Below are 15,372 nucleotides of genomic sequence, written 5' to 3'. Positions count from 1 at the left end.
TACCAACTGGCGTGTTCTCGCTCAATGACCGACATCCTGGCGCCGTGGTGTCGTAGATCGCTGCCACCAGTCGCGCCTCGCGACGCGGACCCGACCTGGCGCAGCGCAGATTCTCCCCTGTTGCCATGGCGCGGTATGTCAATGATCACGCGTTGCGCCGCAGTGAGTGCCGCTGCCGAGCAGAGCGCACCGCCGTTGTAACCCCATGTAACTCTTGCGGTCGATCAACCACGAGATGTGTGCTGGCTCACATGTCCGACGGATTGCGGAAGTCGCCGTGGAAGCGAGGGCGGGCTTGCGCACACGAAGAGTCTCAGCTGACGCTACCGACGTCGAACTGCAGCGCACCGACGCGATCGCACATGGTGCCGTATTCCGCAAGCTGGTCCGGCACGTCAACCCACGTCGAAGCACCCGCCATCTAGGCGCGACCGCCACTCAGAAGGAGCAAGTACTCATGTCCACGATGCAGGGACCAACCAACGAGGGATCCGCTGTCCCCGTTCAGGATCGCTCACCGTCACCGCCAGCTTCCGACGCAGGCGCGACCCCGTCGACGTCGGCTGGCTGGATCGCCTTCGGGTTGGCCAACCTCATCGTGGTGGTCGCGCTGTCCGTGCTCGGCTGGTGGCTACTCGCCGACCCCGAGCTCAGCCCGTGGCACTTCTATCCGATGCCATTCAACGCCACGCTCTTCTGGGCCATATTGTTCGTGGTGTTCATCGGATTCAACTCGGAGTTCGCAGCTTTCAACAGGCTTCGTCAACCGTGGCGCGGGCTGGCCATCACCGCGGCAACGGTGGTGTTCGCCGTCGCGGTAACGTGGGTGCTGGCCTTCGGGCTGGGTGCGCTCAATTCCGATTTCGCCGCGGACCGCGAAGGGGGGCTGGGCTACTTCACGGGAGCACTGTTCGTCCTGTTCGGCTTCGGCACGTTCGTCATTGTCGTACTCAACTGGCAGCACTGGCCGTGGCCACAACTGGGCTTCCGCCAGCCCACCGTCGGCATGGCCGAGATCGCCGCCGTCGCAGGGCCCACCATGCTGCTCTACTTCGTCCTCGGTCTGCCGGCGATCAGCGCCTCGGACGTCAGCCCGATCATGTCGCTCGACACCGTAATGGGTTGGTTCTACTGCGTCATCGTGGCGGTGATTCTCACAGGCCAGACCCTCGACAACTGGCCGTGGCGGCTGGCGGGCAACCCAGGCCGCGTGGCGGCGTGCTCGACGGTCGGCAATGTGGTTCTGGGCACCGCCTTCTTCTTTCTCGCCGTACCGGCGGTAAAAGCCATCTTCGGACCGTCAGTCACCGAGACGCTCGGAGCCGGCATCAACCAGTACGCCGCCCAACTCGGCGTTTGCTGGGTGTTCTGGATGATCATGTGGGCCAACGCCTTCGGCAATCGTCCCAACGGGCCGCGTACAACTGCGAACTATGCGATCAGAGCCACGCTCACGTTGGTTCTCGGCGTACTCACCTTCATCCTCTACTACCGCTTTGCGGCCGCACACGTCTTGCACGAGCCACCGGTGGCCGAGGGCATCAACGGAAATGCGTTGGGCTTCATCGACTGGATGATCCTGGTTGCTCTGCTCTACGTCGTGGCTTTCGAGTCGATGGGCCTACGGCGGCTGAATCGCGCGGAATCTCAACACTGATCCGGTCTGCTCGGCAGCGGCGGTCAACGCTCACGCACTGCACCGGCGGGCGGCGAGAGACCGCCGCTATCGCTTCGTGCTCGACCTTCTCACCAAACTTCTGTGCGGGCTCCGCATGCTGGCTTTCGCGTCCGAACACCGCGCATTACTGCTGACATTGAAACTCTGCCTCCAGCCACGTGCAGGATGCACTGTCTCGCCTCGAACGCGGCGACGTCCGCAACTTCGCCATTCATCGGTAGCTAGTAGGACAATCCCGCCTGGCTGCCACTGCGACGATCAGATGTTCGTCGACTGTGTGTAGAGCACGGCGATGACGTCATCCCAACGTCCGGCTGGGTCGATGTTGTGCTGTACCCATCGTTCGGCGGCGTCTTGCCGAGTGCCGCAGAGATCATCCGATGTTGGCGATCTGCCAAAGACTCGGAGGCGCCCCGGGTTTGGTGCACACCGAGCTGGCCTCGGTCGAGGCTGGTGGTCCTGGATGGCGCCGATGTTGGCGCACTCGTACAACGAACCCGGCACGTCCGTACAAGGCAAAGGTCGTGTTCCGTAACAATGCCGACGCATCGTACTGGCACCTGCCGCGGGACCTACATGGGGTTCCGGCGGGCTACCGCGTACCAGGAGGAAGTGTTCATGACCATCGACTTCACCATGAGTGAGGACCAGCTTGCATTGCGGTCGGCTGCGCGCACCTTCGCGACTGAAAGGCTCAGCCTGGTTGACAAGGCGATTGCCGACCTACCCACACCCGAGGCGAGATTTGCCGCGATCAGACCGTTCTATCAAGAGATGGCCGATGCGGGCTTCGTCAAGGCGCTGCTACCTGTTCACTATGGCGGTACCGCGATGTCGTCCCTCGATTTTGCACTGGCAGCGGAAGAGCTGACAAGGGTCGACATAAACGTGCCGACCGCGTTGTTGGGAACCGGTCTGGGCCTGCAGCCGATCATTCACTTCGGCACAGAAGAACAGAGAGCCAAGTTTCTGCCTCGGTTCGCCGGCACCGAGGCGCTGCTGGCCGCGTGGGCATTCACCGAGGTGACTGGCGGAGCGAACTTCGACAGCGCCGATCCTCAGGGCGGTGTGCAGACGTTCGCGCGACGGGACGGGGATGACTGGGTGATCAACGGCCGCAAGCACTTCACCACGAACGGCTCGGGGTGGTGCGGGGAAGGTGCTGCCCTCATCAGTGTGCTCTGTCGTACCGACCCGAGTCTGAGTCCTGCGGAATCGATGGCCGTGATCGTCGTACCGGGCGACACTCCCGGCGTCGTCATCGAGTCGTACATCGACACAGTCGGTCACCGCGCGACCATCTCGCCACGCATCACCTTCAACGACGTGCGGGTGCCTGCCGATCATCTCATCGGGCAGCCGGGCGACGGTATCGAGATCGTGCGTAGGACCTTCAACTGGACATCGTCGATCATCGGGGCCGCGTGCGTCGGCCGGATGCGAGCCGCGTTTGATTACGCGCTCGCGTTTGCCAAGACCGACAAGCGCTCGGGGTCGGTCCCGATCATCGACCACCAGAACGCTGGGTACATGCTCGTTGACATCAAGACTCGAATCGAAGCCGCGCGCTACCTGACCTGGAAGGGATGCGACCTGTACGACCGGACCTGCGGTGCGGACGAGGAGATAGGACACATGGTGAAGGTCTTCACCTCTGAACTGGCGGTGCAGGTCGTATACGACGCCATGCGTGTTGTGGGAGTGAACTCCTACGGCGACGAGACTCCGATCGCCGGGATCATGCAGGACGTGCTCTGCTTTCCACTGTATGACGGCGGAAACATGGGAGTGCGCCGTCGCCAGCTGCATGCGCTGATGAGGCGTGACGACTACGACCCGATGCTGTCGTGCACAGGGGTGACCGGCGTTTGACCAAGCCCACCAAGACGCCCGCCAGAGGCCCGATATTCGGTCGGTGTGCAGCCGAGGTGGCGCTGAAAGGCCCGGGTGAGATGCGAGTTGTCGTAGAAGCCCCACCTAGCCGCGATCTTGTTGAGCGGCAACGAATTGGGTGAAGAGACGAGATCAAGCATCGCGCCGCGCAAACGCTCCTCACGAACGCACGCGGCGAAACTGCTGGACTCTGCCTCGAATAGTCGGTGCAACGAACGGACCGAGATCGACACCGCGCGAGCGACGTCGGCGGCCGTGACTCTCCCCAGCGGGATTGTTGCCCGAATATGATTGCGTACCAACAATCTCAGCGCGTTGTCACGCCGTCCACTCTCGGACTCCAGGGCGGTGCGGCTGTGGACGGCGGTCGCGGCGGCAAGAACCTCGGTGAACGAACTCTCGAGCCTTGCCGCCGTGCCCTGGTCCAGGGTCTGCAGGTTCTGCCACAGTGACGCCATCATGGCCGAGGCGACGCTTCCGGGTCCTCCGGCCGTGTCGATGGTGGTGGAGGTGAATTCGAGGTCGCCGATGCTGGCTTGCCAGCGATCGCGAGGGATGCGAAACGACAGCACACGCCAACTTCTCTGGGCCATCGGCTCGATGAATTCGAGTCGATATGGCCGAGTGGTGTCGAACACGGCGATGCTGCCGGCGGGGACGATGCACCTACGTTCGTCTTGCTCGCCGTAACACGTGCCATCCAGTTGCAGATTGACGAACACTGCCTCCGAGGGTGATCGGCGAACCTCACGCGGACCGTGAGTCAACAGCTGCGTACACGATGCGATCTCAGCACAGTTTGTGTCGGCCAGTGGTGCCGATCGCACCCAGCCTGGGAGGCCCTCGGCAAAACTGGTGCGACTGAGTTGCGTCTGACCGCGCTTGGGAGACAGCGGCGTGAATGCCTCGCACACGACATCACCCCAGTAGGCAGCCTGATCCTGCACACTGAGATCGCTGGTGGACCAGTACGGCAAGCAACTACCTCCGGATTGCTGACGGTCTGGCTGAGGCCGAGGCCATATCTCCTTTCTTAGTCTCGGCATCTGCTGGTGTCTGTCAAGCCGAGACAACACGAACGGGTCCACCACTGCTCACCGCCTGATTTTCAGACATTCGACACGGTTCGGCCCACCCGCTCACTTGGCGGCGTCGGCATTCTGCAAGGTCTAGCGTGGGCGGGATGGGTTTGTTCAGCCATGAGGAGTTCCGGGACCCGGACGAGGGCGTTGCTGGCGGCGCTGGTGGTGGGACCGTTGAGAGGGCTCGCCGTGCTGATGTTGACGAATTCGACCCAGATCATCCGGTGGTTGTCGGTCCGGGGTCACCGCCCGAGGATGGTTCGTGCGGTCAGTTCGTGGTGCAGTTCCACGTGTCGACGTCAATGCTGGTCGGATTGACACGTATTGCTGGTATGCGCGGGGTCAGCGTGCCGGAGGTGTGCCGGCAGGTCATCGGTGTGTTTGTCGCCCAGCAGGAGGGCGAACTGGGTGCGTTGCTGGCCGCTGAGGCCGAGGCGGCGGACTACCGGCCGAGTTTGGGTGAAGCATAGGCACTCCGCAGGATGGTGCCGACCCTGGCCGCCCTCATGTGGCATGGTCGGTGTCAGCGTGCTGTATATGACGTGACGGGAGTACCCACAGACGTCGCTCGCATCCGACGGGAGGTCCGTGGAACCCATGACACTCACATCGTGGAAGCGTGATCCGCACTCTGTCGAAACCCCCTATCTCAGGGGCGATTCGGGTTCGTCCCGACGCAGGACGAGGTCAGCATCGTCGTCGGTTCGGCAGTGCCATTGCCGCCCGGTCGCGGGCCATCGTCGTACAGGTTCCAGGGCAGGAGCTCGTAGGCGGTGTCACATGGATTGCCCGGGGCCAGGAAGTAGCGGCCACTGGTGAGATCAACAACAGCTGAGGCGATCGTCTTCGACTGCAAATGCTCGGGGTCCCTGCTGTCTGGGTGCCGACACACACCGTAGGGATAGCCGAAATGGTCACCGAGACAGTCCATCAGGACAGAGGGCTCAGGTCCGCGCATCGCATGCGCCGCTGATCGGAGCCGGCCTCGAAGGATCGGTGAGCGAAACAGCGAATCCACCGAGAACGGTCGGTAGTCGGCCGAGATCTGGTCTGGGACGTCCTCCTCATAGTGGTTGGCGTGCACCAAGATGCCCTCCGATGCATAGATCCACCTATGGCGAGCCGGAGTGGTCTCGAGGTTGATGGTGAACCCGCTCCGGTCGGTGATGACGAGGTTCGCGGGGATTTGCTGCCGCAGCGAAAACGGGACGTTCAACGCATTGTAGTAGCTGTCGGACTCGAGGATCCGCCGTCTGATCACTGTTTGCGGCAACGCGATATCGCTAGAGAACCTGCCTCCGAGGCCATTCGCATTCAGCGCCCGTGCGCGCTTACGGAGCCGCAAAGCTGGAGAACATCCTGTTCACCACCGAACTCGACCGCCGCTACCGTGCCCAAGGCCTGGCCTCGGCGGCATTCCATCCGGGCAACGTCGCCTCCAACTTCGCCAAGGAATCCGATAGCTGGCTGAAGTACCTGGCCAAGGCCATCCGCCCATTCCTCATCACCCCGGAAAAAGGTGCAGCCCAGCTCATCTGGCTAGCAACCACCACAGCCGGTAGCGAGTGGACGTCAGGCACCTACTACGAGAAGTTCAAACCCGCCCGCCGCGTAAACCCCCAGGCCAAAGACGCCATGCTCGCCCAGGAACTCTGGGATCGGTCCGAAGCTCTGCTAGGCATCCACCAGCAGCCCTGACCGGGACTCTCTTTCTCGGTTGCAAAGAAAGGGACGCGCCGAAGAAAACACTCCCTCACCTCGTTTCCTGTCTCGCGCTGCCCGCCGCACATCGCTTCCCCCGTTGGAGTGAGGGCCCCGAGGCATCACGGCTGCGGGTGCCAGCAAATCGGACCAGACCGTCAGCCCTGCAACGGGCATACCGCGGCAGGCCGGCGTGCGGGTGGTTCGTTGACTTCGCGGGCCGTTTTGTGTGGCGTTCGGCGCCTAGGCTTGAGTCCTCCCACTGCTGCTTGACGATGTTTCGCGAGACCCGTGTGCGCCGTTGTCGACCAGAAGTCCACCCCGTCGGGGGCAACGCACCGACGGCACCTGGAAAATCTCACTCAGATGTCCAATTCCTCCGTCGCGCAGCCGATCTATCAGCGGCGGTTGAGGTAGCGCAAGGCAGATCGGGCGGCGTTGTGGCCGCGCATGCCGTGTGCGCCGTCTTCGTGCGGATCGCACGCCAGCAGCAGTTGACTATGGGTCGTACCGTACATGGTGTGCGACTTTCCGGCCGTCTACCGTGAAGTTTGCTGGCGCCACCTCGCCGCGCGGTAGGCCGACCCGCGTGGCGGGGACATCACCGGCGCGCGTCGCAGGCCACGAAGGAGACCGTCAATGCCGACATTACCCAGACCACACGTCGACGTTGATGACGTCGTGGCCTCGACGCGAAGCCGGGACAATCCCGTGTCGTGCGCTAATCGAAACGCGACATGGACGGCTCGAGCGTGTTGGTAAGCGAAACCGCCCGCAGCTTCGACGCCGCCCCAATCGATGCCCCTCTCCGCGAAGCGCCAGAGGTGCGCCCTGACTGTTGTACAGGTACCCGCTCAGATGGGTGACGACTGAGTCGTAGCTGCTGAGCGACATCTCTGGTCACATCTACGGGCGGGTGCGGCTACCACGGCCGCTCTAGCCACCATCGTGATGGGTCCGACGACGAAGCCTGCCTGATAATCATGCTGGTCCCCAACATCGGTAGCCGGATTCAGAAGTCCCCAGAGAGCGCCTCGAGTCGAACCACATGTCGCGGTTACCGTGGCTGCGTGTCCGAGACTGCGCCGACCTGCTTGCCGACTGATATCGACATCGGGCGCCTATGCCGATTGGTGGGAAAGTCCATCTTTGGTCTCGGTGTGACGATCTACATTGTTGCTTTCATCGTCATCATCGGCGATGGCGGACAGATCCGCTACACCGCCGACAGCAACGGCACCGTGCCCTTTTGGCATCCGCTGCTTCCCGCCATTATCGGGGTAGCTTTGGCGATGCTGGTGCCACCGAGTTCACGGATAGAGCCGCGCCCGCGTGGCAGCGCCGGGACTCTTCGCATCGAAGCGGCTGTGCTGCTTGCTCTGGGATTGGCCTTTACGGTTTTGCTGACGCTACTGGGAGCCGACGAGCCTCGGTACACACTGCTGAAAGTCACGCTGCTCCTGGTCCTGCCGGCGATGCTCTTTGCAGTGACCACCCGACGCGCCAAAGCTAAGAGTTGCCAACCAATTTCACTGGAAGAAGGCGACCTAGACGGCACGAGGATGCTTGCACTGCAAAACCTTTGGCGACCGCTGGTACCAGCAGCCGGATGGGCAGGTTGTTTCTTTATCCTGTCCGCCAACCGACCAAGTACCTCTCCCGAGCTCGACCCCACCACGCTTCTGGTCGTCCTGATCGGCGGGTTCCTTCTGAACGCGGTACTGGAAGAGTTCTTCTACCGGAGGTGGCTCCAGACTCGATGGCAACAGCTACTCGGCGGTCTCTGGCCGGCAATCGTGCTCTCCTCGGTCGTTTGGGCCTCCTGGCACATCGCAATCCAAGGCCAGGGTCCGCTCGTCTCAGATCTCGCGAACGCCATAGCCAACCAAGGTGTCACCGGGCTGTTCTTAGGCCTGCTCTGGGCTCGCTATCGAGCGATGTGGCCACTACTCGTACTTCACGGCGTCATGAACGCGAACCCGATCACCATGCTCCAAGGCCTCTGAACAACCAGGCGACAACACTGCAGTGGGTCATGTACAACTCATCATCAGGGCCGAACAGATCTTTGCTCACCCGCCCTGACTTCTTCACTGATGAGACCGCGTCAAACCGCCACTAGGACTCTTTGGAGTAGTCGACGCTGAGCCAGTGCTCGGGCCGCATCCGGAACAAAAGCGACTCAGCGTCAGGATGGTCCCTGGCGAACGACTCCACGAACGCGTTGCCCCCCTCCTCTCCGAGGTAGCGAACGGCGATCGCCTTCATGGTGGCGTCGTCGGCTGTCTCGATCGAGGTCAACGATCCCTCGGCAGTGACGTAACGGTATGGAAAGGTCTCATCCTGAGCAGTGATGGAGAAGCGCCCGGCGGCGGTGATGAGGCGAGCCTTGAGCGACCCCGCCAAGCTGGTGACGAGAACCTCGCCGCCGGGCTCGTAGTCGTACCAGATCGGTACAGACAGCGGCGCGCGATCAAGGCGTTCGACGGCGATGACACCAACATGCAGATCGGCCAGGTAAGTCTCGCGTTCCGTGCTGGTCATTTTTGACATGATCTGATTAACCCCGTGTCGCCCGGCACGATTCCCGACCTCCTGCGCGGCTCGAGACAACACATCGGCCCACTGCGCGGCGCGTTCCAGAAGCTCGGATGCAGTCGAATCGTCCTTCGGCTTGAACGTCGGTCAATGCGTGGTACGTGACTGGGCGGCTGTGACCTGCCGTTGAGCTAGCGGAGCAGTGAGGCGACCTTTTTGGCCGTCTCCTTGGCCGAGCCCGGATTCTGTCCGGTGACGAGGTTGCCGTCGACGACGGCGTAAGAGAGGAACGGAATTTTGCCCTTTTCGTAGAGCGCACCGCGTTCTTTGGCTCGTTCCTCGGCGTTGTAGGGAACGAGTTTGTCGACGCGGGCGAGGACTTCTTCCTGCCAGGCGAAGCCCGTCATCTTCTTGCCGGCGATGAGGTAGGAGCCGTCGGAGAGGGTGGTGTTCAGCAGTCCGCAGTAGCCGTGGCACACCGACGACACGATGTTGCCGCGTTCGTAGATCTCGCGGGTAATCCGTTGCAGGCCCTCGCTGTCGGGGAAGTCGTACATGACGGCGTGACTACCGGTGAAGTAGATCGCGTCGTAGTCGGAGGAGTCGACGTCGTTGGGGCTCAACGTGTTCTCGAGAAGTGCCATCTTGGCGGGGTCGGCGCGCCAGGCCTTGGCGGTCTTGTCGTAGTTGGGGAATTTCAGCGCGCGCGGCTCCAGGGGCACCTGGCCGCCGGCGGGGCTGACGAGGGTCTGCTCGAAGCCGTGCTGTTCGAAGACGTGCCAGGCGTGGGTGAGTTCGGACAGCCACAGGCCGGTCGGTTCGTCGGGGTCGTCGTAGTGGCCGACGTTGAGGATGCGCGGGCTCATGAGTGCAGCGCCTTCGTCAGGGCGGTGATCGCCAGGTCGCGGGCGACGTTGGCGGCCTTGGTGTTGCGCAGGCTGTCCAGCAGCAGGAAGTCGTGGACCATGCCGGCGACTCGCACGGAGGTGACATCGACTCCGGCTTCGCGCAGCTTGTTGGCGTACTGCTCGCCCTCGTCGCGCAATACGTCGGCCTCATCGGTGATGACCAGCGTCGTCGGTAACCCCGTGAGGTCGTCGAGGGAGGCCTGCAGCGGTGATGCGTACTTCTCCGCGCGGTGGCTCGCATCGGGGGTGTAGGCGTCCCAGAACCACTTCATACCGTCTCGGGTGAGGTAGTAGCCCTCGGCGAACTGCAGGTAGGACGGAGTGTCGAAGTCGGCGTTGGTAACCGGGTAGAGCAGCACCTGGGCCTTGAGGTCGATGCCGCCACGGTCCTTGTTCATCAGGGCGAAGACCGCGGACATCCAGCCACCGACAGATTCACCGGTGACCGCGACCCGCGAGGTGTCCAGGCCGTGGGGGGCGCCGTGTTCGAGGACCCACTGTCCGACGGCGTAGTTCTGCTCAACCTGGGTGGGGTAGCCCTTCTCCGGTGCGCGGTCGTAGACGGGGAAGACTCCAGCGGCACCCGCGCCGACGACGAGTTCGCGGAAGAGCCGATCGTGGGTGTGCTCGTCGCCGAACACCCATCCGGCGCCGTGGATGTAGACCACGACCGGCAGCGACCCGTCGACGCCCTTGGGGCGGATGATCCGGGTTCGGACGTTGCCCCATTGTCCGGCGTCGACGTCGATCCATTCCTCGTCGACCTCCGGGCGGTCGACGCCTTCACCGCTTTGCAGGTCCGACAGGATCTTGCGGCCCTGCGCGGGCGGCATCTCGTAGATCCGCGGGTGCGGGTCGGTCTGCTCGCACAGTTGCTTCGCCTCGGGTTCGAGGTAGGGGGTGATGGGCGGCGGGACATCGGCCATGACGGGTCTCCATCTCGTAACTGAACGCGGGAGGGGACGCGATACAAGAATGTGTGCATCGCTTACATCGACGTTAGCGAGGGTGGAGCCGGGAGTCAACGCCGACCGTCAGTCCGACCGAGACTGATCGGGCGTGGCGGCGAGCACGGCGATGAAGGACGCGCGAACCTGGGCGGTGACGTCCGCGATCGACGGGGCGGCGAGTTTACGGTCCAGGTACAGACACGCCATCCCGTGCACGAGCCCCCAGCCTCCGAGGGCGAGGTCGATGGGGTCGGAATCGGGGAGGACGCGCGTGATCGCGGTCGCGAGCAGTTCGTGCACCTCGGCGGCCGCCTGCACGCGTTCCTCGCTTTCGTGATCGCACTCGTTGCCGAACATCAGCCGGAACAGCGCGGGCCGGCGCAGCGCGAACTCGACGTAGGCCGCACCGAGGTCGGCCAGCTCGTCGACCGTGCCGGGCAGCTCGCGGCCGCGAGTCAGGTCGGCCTTCAAGTCCCGCAGCCCCTGAGCCGCCAGCGCCGACTCCAGCGCCTCCCGCTCGGGGAAGTGCCGATACGGGGCGGTGGGCGAGACGCCGGCCTCACGGGCTACCGCGCGAATCGAGAACTGCTCGCCACGTTCCAGCATGTCCATGGCGGTCGTCAACAGGGCGGCGCGCAGGTCGCCGTGGTGGTACGTGCTCTTGGGTGTGGCCGCCATGGCCGCGCCTCCCTTCCACATCCGCGTCGACGTCGACGTCGAGCATGTTCCGATCATGCCGGACGCGCCGTCAGCATCTTCGTCCCGCCCGAAAAGGGCCGCACCCAGGGGGGACGAGCAATGTTGACACCGCGCACATTCGAACCTATCGTTCAATGTAAGCATTGCATACATACGGAGGGTTCAGAACATGACGGAGTCGACATCGGGCGGCGCGAGCGGCCAGAAGGACTCGGATGTGGTGGAGGTGCAGCTGGGCGGCCGCACGGTCACCGTCCCCAAGGGCGGGCTCTATGACCGGTACCGCATGGACGCAGACCTGGATGCCGTCGCCGCGGACCCGCGGGTGTGCAGCGTCGACTTCTTCCGAAAGCTGCCCAAGACGCAGGTGCAGTCGGCGATCGGTCCGACTCGGACGCCGAACTTCTACTACGCGATGTCCAAGGCGCAGATCACCTACCTCGCTCCGGTGAGGAGGTTGCGATCCCGACTCCCCGCCGGGCTGGACCCGCTGCAGATTGCGCCCGGCATCGGGTTGTTCTCGGTGGTGTTCTTCCGCTACGACGTGTGCGACATCGACTTCTACACCGAGGCGACCGTCGGCATCGCCGTCCGGCCCCCGCATCACGGCAACCTCGCAGCGGCCGACCTGCTGTCCTCGCTGGCCAACAACTCCATGCACGCTTACGTGTTGTCGCTGCCGGTGAACACCGAGATCGCCCAAGTCCGTGGGCACGACGGGTACGGATTTCCCAAGTGGGTCACCGACATCGACGTCGACATCACCGCGCAGCGGACCGCCTCCAGGGTGGCCAACGGCACCGGCGGAACCGACATCGCGCTCGACGTCGCCACCCCGAACCAGAAGCAGATCCGCAGCGGCACACAGGTCTCGACACTGACCTCCTACACGCAACTCAACGGCGGCTGGAACGCCACACTGAGCCAGACCAACGCCCTCGCCGCCGGCAGCACGCTCCTGCCCAAAGACGTCTCGCTGGAACTGGGAACCGGACGCCTGACCGACGACATCGAATCGCTCAAACCCATCAGGGCACTGCGCCTCGACGTACTCACCGAATGCCAGAACGCCCTGCACATCCCCGTGCCCGTGTCGTTCCCGGCGACATGATTGGCCACCTGGGCCGCAGGCCCATCACCACGTAACCCCATCCCGGCTCGGAGGAACACGACGACATGCAGACCGTCCTAGGAGCCAACGGCCAGATCGCCGAAGAACTCACCCGCTACCTCCATGACCACGTCACCGAGGACATCCGGCTGGTCAGCCGTACACCGATCAAGATTCACGACACCAACCAACTGGTTTCCGCCGACCTCACCGACCCCGACGCCACCGCGGCCGCCGTCGCCGGCAGCGACGTCGCCTACTTGACGGTCGGGCTGCCGATCGATTCGACCCTGTGGGAGCAGCATTTCCCGGTGATGATGGCCAACGCCATCGCCGCCTGTCAGAAACACAAGACCAAACTGGTCTTCTTCGACAACACCTACATGTACCCGCGGACCTCCACGCCGCAGACCGAAGACACCCCATTCCAGCCAATCGGCCGCAAGGCCGCCGTCCGCGCACAGATCGCCAACATGCTGCTCGACGAGATGAGCGCCGGCCGGATTGAGGCCGTCATCTGCCGGGCCCCCGAGTTCTACGGACCCGGTAAGACCAAGAGCCTGACCAACTCCGCCGTCTTCGACCGCATCAGGCAGCGCAAGCGACCGATTATCCCGATCAACGCCCACACGAGAAGATCCCTGATCTGGACCCCCGACGCGAGCCGCGCAATGGGACTGATCGGCAACACCCCCGACGCCTACGGCCAGACCTGGCATCTCCCCACCGATCCCAACCGACTCACCTACGCGCAGATGATCGCCATCTGCTCACAAGTCACCGGGCGCGACATCCACCCCACGACAGTCCCGGAGATCACCTTCACAGTCGGCGGATGGTTCAACACCGCGGTCAAGGAAGCCTCCGAACTGCTACCTCGCTACCGCTACGACAACGTCTTCGACTCCAGCAAGTTCGCCACACGCTTCCCCCACTTCACGGTCACGACCTACCCACAAGGAATCATTGAAATTCTCAACGAGTAAGGAAGTCGAGGGGAGTCACGCGTTCACCTGCGCGACTGACGGTCCCGTGTATCGAGACGTGAGCCCTCTCCGAGGCGCCACTGCGTAACGGCCAGCTCGCGCGGGCTCATGTCTCGTCTCACACCGTCCGTCTCGTATCGCGCTGCCTCAATTCGACCCTGGCAGCTGAGTCGGGACGCTTCAGCCGGGCGCATTCTCACCTTCATGTCCATTTGGACACCAGGTGGGCATCTCGTTTGAGAACTGGACTGTCGGCTCCGGTCGAATCCTGAGCAGCCCACCCCTCTGGGCAGGTAGTCAGCTTTCGGTTGCCGTTGACACCGCCGAATCGCATTGTCCGGACACGCACTACAGCTCAACGGGCGAGACGTCACCGACTGCTTATCTGTAAGGCAGGGCCGAAATTTCAGCGTCTTTGCTGGTCCGTAGCTGTTCGATACGTGTATGTGATGGGGATGCAGAGAGTTCGCGTGTTACCCGTGTGTAGGTGGATCCGTTGACACACCTGGTGGTTGCGGCGCCGTCTGCCCATGGGCCTGCTCGGGGCTGTCGTCGACTCGCGTCTGCGTCGGGATCGGTGAGTTGGTTGGGCTGTGTGGGGGCCGGCGCGTTGGCTTGTGCTCAGTAGCTTCGCCCCTGTCGAATCTCATTGCCGATCAGGGTGTCTGTTTTGGTCGGGGAGGACGGTGTTACGGCTGGCTCAGCACTGAGCATGGCCCGTATTGGGCTGCATGACAGGAGTTTTGGTGTTTATTCGTCGTCTTCGCCGGTGTTGAGGACGCCGAAGTCGATGTGGATGGCCAGGGGGCCATCGGTGTCGCTGGTGAGCAGGATGGGGAAGGCGCCGTCGCCGTAGCCGCTGTGGCTGACAACAATGTTGTGGTTGTTGTCGGCGGGGATGTTGGCGTAGTTGAACGGCAGTGGCGTGGTGGTGTCGAGTGCAGTGGTGAGGTGGTCGCGGTTGATGCTGGTGTTGAGGGTGTCGTCGAAGACGGCGATGGTGCCGCTGTCGGTGCCGGTGAGTGCGCCGTAGCTGGGTTTCGGGGGTGCGACGAGGGAGTCGGCGTAGGTCAGTCGGGTGGGGGTGCGGTTGGCGAGTTCGATGGATAGGTAGGCCTCCCGGATTTCGGTGAGGGTGGTGTCGTGGATGGCCGGCAGTGAGGCCAGGGTGACCCACACCCGGTAGGTGCCGGCGGGGATCAGCATCAGGCAATCATCGGTGGGTCGGGGGTGGGGGTCGAAGGGGTCGCGGATGCGTAGTCGTCCGGAGGTGAGGGTGAGGGTGCCGAGTTCGAGTTCACTGGTATTGGTGTAGCGGTCGGTGTGTCCGACCAGGAAGTCGTCGATGAGGATCATGGCGCCGCACTGTCGTCATTGACGCCGAACTTGCGGGCGGTCTCGCGCAGAAGCGGGATGATGATCTCTGGTTCGTTTCCGGCGAGGTCCACAGGCCGGACCCCGTGGTAGTTGGGGATGGTCGGATCAGCTCCGCAGGCGATGGCCTTTTTGATGGTGGGGGTATCGAGGTACATCACCATGACGGAAAATGCAGTTTTTCCCCAGCGGGTTTCCTGCAGATTCGGGTCGGCACCAGCATCTAGCAATGCAGCCGCGATTTGTGATTGTTCTTGTTCGGCGGCGTAGTGCAGGGGGGTCTTGCCGTCGGCGTCTTGAGCGTTGACGTCATACTTGCCGCTGGCCACCAACGCCAAGTACTCCTCCACGTCATACTTCATATCGAACATGTGCAGCGGAGTCCGCACCATCACAACCTCTTTTCTGATTTACGTGGTTTTCGATCACTGTCGGCGCTCGTGGCGGCGCCG

Annotated in this window: 15 protein-coding genes; 7 read left to right on the top strand and 8 right to left on the bottom strand. The window is 63.1% G+C overall.

Features of this window, described 5'->3' with window-relative positions; translation table 11 throughout:
• Nucleotides 1-466 precede the first annotated feature (466 nt).
• A complete protein-coding gene (locus BVC93_RS12590; protein WP_442929082.1) occupies nucleotides 467-1,657 on the top strand; it encodes a hypothetical protein in 1,191 nt (396 codons plus the stop codon).
• Between the two features lie 474 nt (nucleotides 1,658-2,131).
• On the top strand, nucleotides 2,132-3,550 hold the full coding sequence (locus tag BVC93_RS12585) for an acyl-CoA dehydrogenase family protein (protein ID WP_236950342.1): 1,419 nt from the start codon (nucleotides 2,132-2,134) through the stop codon (nucleotides 3,548-3,550).
• On the opposite strand, the gene BVC93_RS12580 is transcribed toward BVC93_RS12585, so the two are convergent.
• Nucleotides 3,508-4,398 (bottom strand): helix-turn-helix domain-containing protein, encoded by an 891-nt coding sequence (locus tag BVC93_RS12580; RefSeq protein WP_335583139.1) that lies wholly within the window; start codon nucleotides 4,396-4,398, stop codon nucleotides 3,508-3,510. The two genes, BVC93_RS12585 and BVC93_RS12580, sit on opposite strands and share 43 nt — an antisense overlap.
• A 356-nt stretch (nucleotides 4,399-4,754) precedes the next feature.
• On the opposite strand from BVC93_RS12580, the gene BVC93_RS12575 reads away from it, so the two are divergent.
• On the top strand, nucleotides 4,755-5,123 hold the full coding sequence (locus BVC93_RS12575) for a hypothetical protein (protein ID WP_083737598.1): 369 nt from the start codon (nucleotides 4,755-4,757) through the stop codon (nucleotides 5,121-5,123).
• Nucleotides 5,124-5,302: 179 nt separating this feature from the next.
• Here BVC93_RS12575 and BVC93_RS12570 read toward each other — a convergent pair whose 3' ends face one another.
• On the bottom strand, nucleotides 5,303-5,926 hold the full coding sequence (locus BVC93_RS12570; protein WP_192860287.1) for a carcinine hydrolase/isopenicillin-N N-acyltransferase family protein: 624 nt from the start codon (nucleotides 5,924-5,926) through the stop codon (nucleotides 5,303-5,305).
• Nucleotides 5,927-5,976: 50 nt separating this feature from the next.
• Between BVC93_RS12570 and BVC93_RS33075 the strand changes: the two genes are divergently transcribed.
• Nucleotides 5,977-6,351: a hypothetical protein gene (locus BVC93_RS33075; protein WP_157516886.1), complete on the top strand. Its 375-nt coding sequence runs from the start codon at nucleotides 5,977-5,979 to the stop codon at nucleotides 6,349-6,351.
• Nucleotides 6,352-7,424: 1,073 nt separating this feature from the next.
• On the top strand, nucleotides 7,425-8,360 hold the full coding sequence (locus BVC93_RS12560) for a CPBP family intramembrane glutamic endopeptidase (RefSeq protein WP_236950341.1): 936 nt from the start codon (nucleotides 7,425-7,427) through the stop codon (nucleotides 8,358-8,360).
• Nucleotides 8,361-8,472: 112 nt separating this feature from the next.
• Here the strand turns inward: BVC93_RS12560 and BVC93_RS12555 are convergent, their stop codons facing one another.
• From BVC93_RS12555 to BVC93_RS12540, 4 genes are all read right to left on the bottom strand, one after another.
• Complete coding sequence (locus BVC93_RS12555; protein ID WP_192860285.1) at nucleotides 8,473-8,907, bottom strand: pyridoxamine 5'-phosphate oxidase; 435 nt, start codon at nucleotides 8,905-8,907, stop codon at nucleotides 8,473-8,475.
• Nucleotides 8,908-9,083: 176 nt separating this feature from the next.
• A complete protein-coding gene (locus BVC93_RS12550) occupies nucleotides 9,084-9,758 on the bottom strand; it encodes a type 1 glutamine amidotransferase domain-containing protein (protein ID WP_083737588.1) in 675 nt (224 codons plus the stop codon).
• On the bottom strand, nucleotides 9,755-10,726 hold the full coding sequence (locus BVC93_RS12545; RefSeq protein WP_083737586.1) for an alpha/beta hydrolase: 972 nt from the start codon (nucleotides 10,724-10,726) through the stop codon (nucleotides 9,755-9,757). Before BVC93_RS12545 ends, BVC93_RS12550 begins: the two co-directional genes overlap by 4 nt.
• Nucleotides 10,727-10,834: 108 nt before the next feature.
• Complete coding sequence (locus tag BVC93_RS12540; protein WP_083737584.1) at nucleotides 10,835-11,428, bottom strand: TetR/AcrR family transcriptional regulator; 594 nt, start codon at nucleotides 11,426-11,428, stop codon at nucleotides 10,835-10,837.
• Nucleotides 11,429-11,618: 190 nt separating this feature from the next.
• Here BVC93_RS12540 and BVC93_RS12535 point away from each other — a divergent pair, with 190 nt between their 5' ends.
• Both BVC93_RS12535 and BVC93_RS12530 read left to right on the top strand, forming a co-directional pair.
• Entirely contained in the window at nucleotides 11,619-12,560 is a 942-nt protein-coding gene (locus tag BVC93_RS12535; RefSeq protein WP_083737582.1) for an acetoacetate decarboxylase family protein, read from the top strand.
• Between the two features lie 65 nt (nucleotides 12,561-12,625).
• Nucleotides 12,626-13,546, top strand: coding sequence for an NAD-dependent epimerase/dehydratase family protein (locus BVC93_RS12530; RefSeq protein ID WP_083737580.1), 921 nt, complete (start codon nucleotides 12,626-12,628; stop codon nucleotides 13,544-13,546).
• Nucleotides 13,547-14,296: 750 nt separating this feature from the next.
• On the opposite strand, the gene BVC93_RS12525 is transcribed toward BVC93_RS12530, so the two are convergent.
• Both BVC93_RS12525 and BVC93_RS12520 read right to left on the bottom strand, forming a co-directional pair.
• The gene (locus BVC93_RS12525) at nucleotides 14,297-14,902 is read right to left on the bottom strand and encodes a DUF4241 domain-containing protein (protein WP_083737578.1); all 606 of its coding nucleotides are present in this window, start codon (nucleotides 14,900-14,902) and stop codon (nucleotides 14,297-14,299) included.
• Nucleotides 14,899-15,312 carry an ankyrin repeat domain-containing protein gene (locus BVC93_RS12520; RefSeq protein WP_083737577.1) on the bottom strand — a complete coding sequence of 138 codons (414 nt, stop codon included), beginning with the start codon at nucleotides 15,310-15,312 and terminating at the stop codon, nucleotides 14,899-14,901. The genes BVC93_RS12525 and BVC93_RS12520 overlap by 4 nt, the downstream gene beginning before the upstream one ends.
• Nucleotides 15,313-15,372 lie beyond the last annotated feature (60 nt).

Origin of the sequence: Mycobacterium sp. MS1601 (assembly GCF_001984215.1) — a bacterium.
Classification (GTDB): domain Bacteria; phylum Actinomycetota; class Actinomycetes; order Mycobacteriales; family Mycobacteriaceae; genus Mycobacterium.
This window is presented reverse-complemented; position numbering and strand designations above follow the sequence as displayed.

What these genes read in the sequence shown, in the direction of transcription:
- BVC93_RS12590 (WP_442929082.1), top strand. Translation starts at nt 467, where the DNA reads ATGCAGGGACCAACCAACGAGGGATCCGCTGTCCCCGTTCAGGATCGC.
- BVC93_RS12575 (WP_083737598.1), top strand. Translation starts at nt 4,755, where the DNA reads ATGGGTTTGTTCAGCCATGAGGAGTTCCGGGACCCGGACGAGGGCGTT.
- BVC93_RS12555 (WP_192860285.1), bottom strand. Translation starts at nt 8,907, where the DNA reads ATGTCAAAAATGACCAGCACGGAACGCGAGACTTACCTGGCCGATCTG.
- BVC93_RS12550 (WP_083737588.1), bottom strand. Translation starts at nt 9,758, where the DNA reads ATGAGCCCGCGCATCCTCAACGTCGGCCACTACGACGACCCCGACGAA.
- BVC93_RS12545 (WP_083737586.1), bottom strand. Translation starts at nt 10,726, where the DNA reads ATGGCCGATGTCCCGCCGCCCATCACCCCCTACCTCGAACCCGAGGCG.
- BVC93_RS12540 (WP_083737584.1), bottom strand. Translation starts at nt 11,428, where the DNA reads ATGGCGGCCACACCCAAGAGCACGTACCACCACGGCGACCTGCGCGCC.
- BVC93_RS12535 (WP_083737582.1), top strand. Translation starts at nt 11,619, where the DNA reads ATGACGGAGTCGACATCGGGCGGCGCGAGCGGCCAGAAGGACTCGGAT.
- BVC93_RS12530 (WP_083737580.1), top strand. Translation starts at nt 12,626, where the DNA reads ATGCAGACCGTCCTAGGAGCCAACGGCCAGATCGCCGAAGAACTCACC.
- BVC93_RS12525 (WP_083737578.1), bottom strand. Translation starts at nt 14,902, where the DNA reads ATGATCCTCATCGACGACTTCCTGGTCGGACACACCGACCGCTACACC.
- BVC93_RS12520 (WP_083737577.1), bottom strand. Translation starts at nt 15,312, where the DNA reads ATGGTGCGGACTCCGCTGCACATGTTCGATATGAAGTATGACGTGGAG.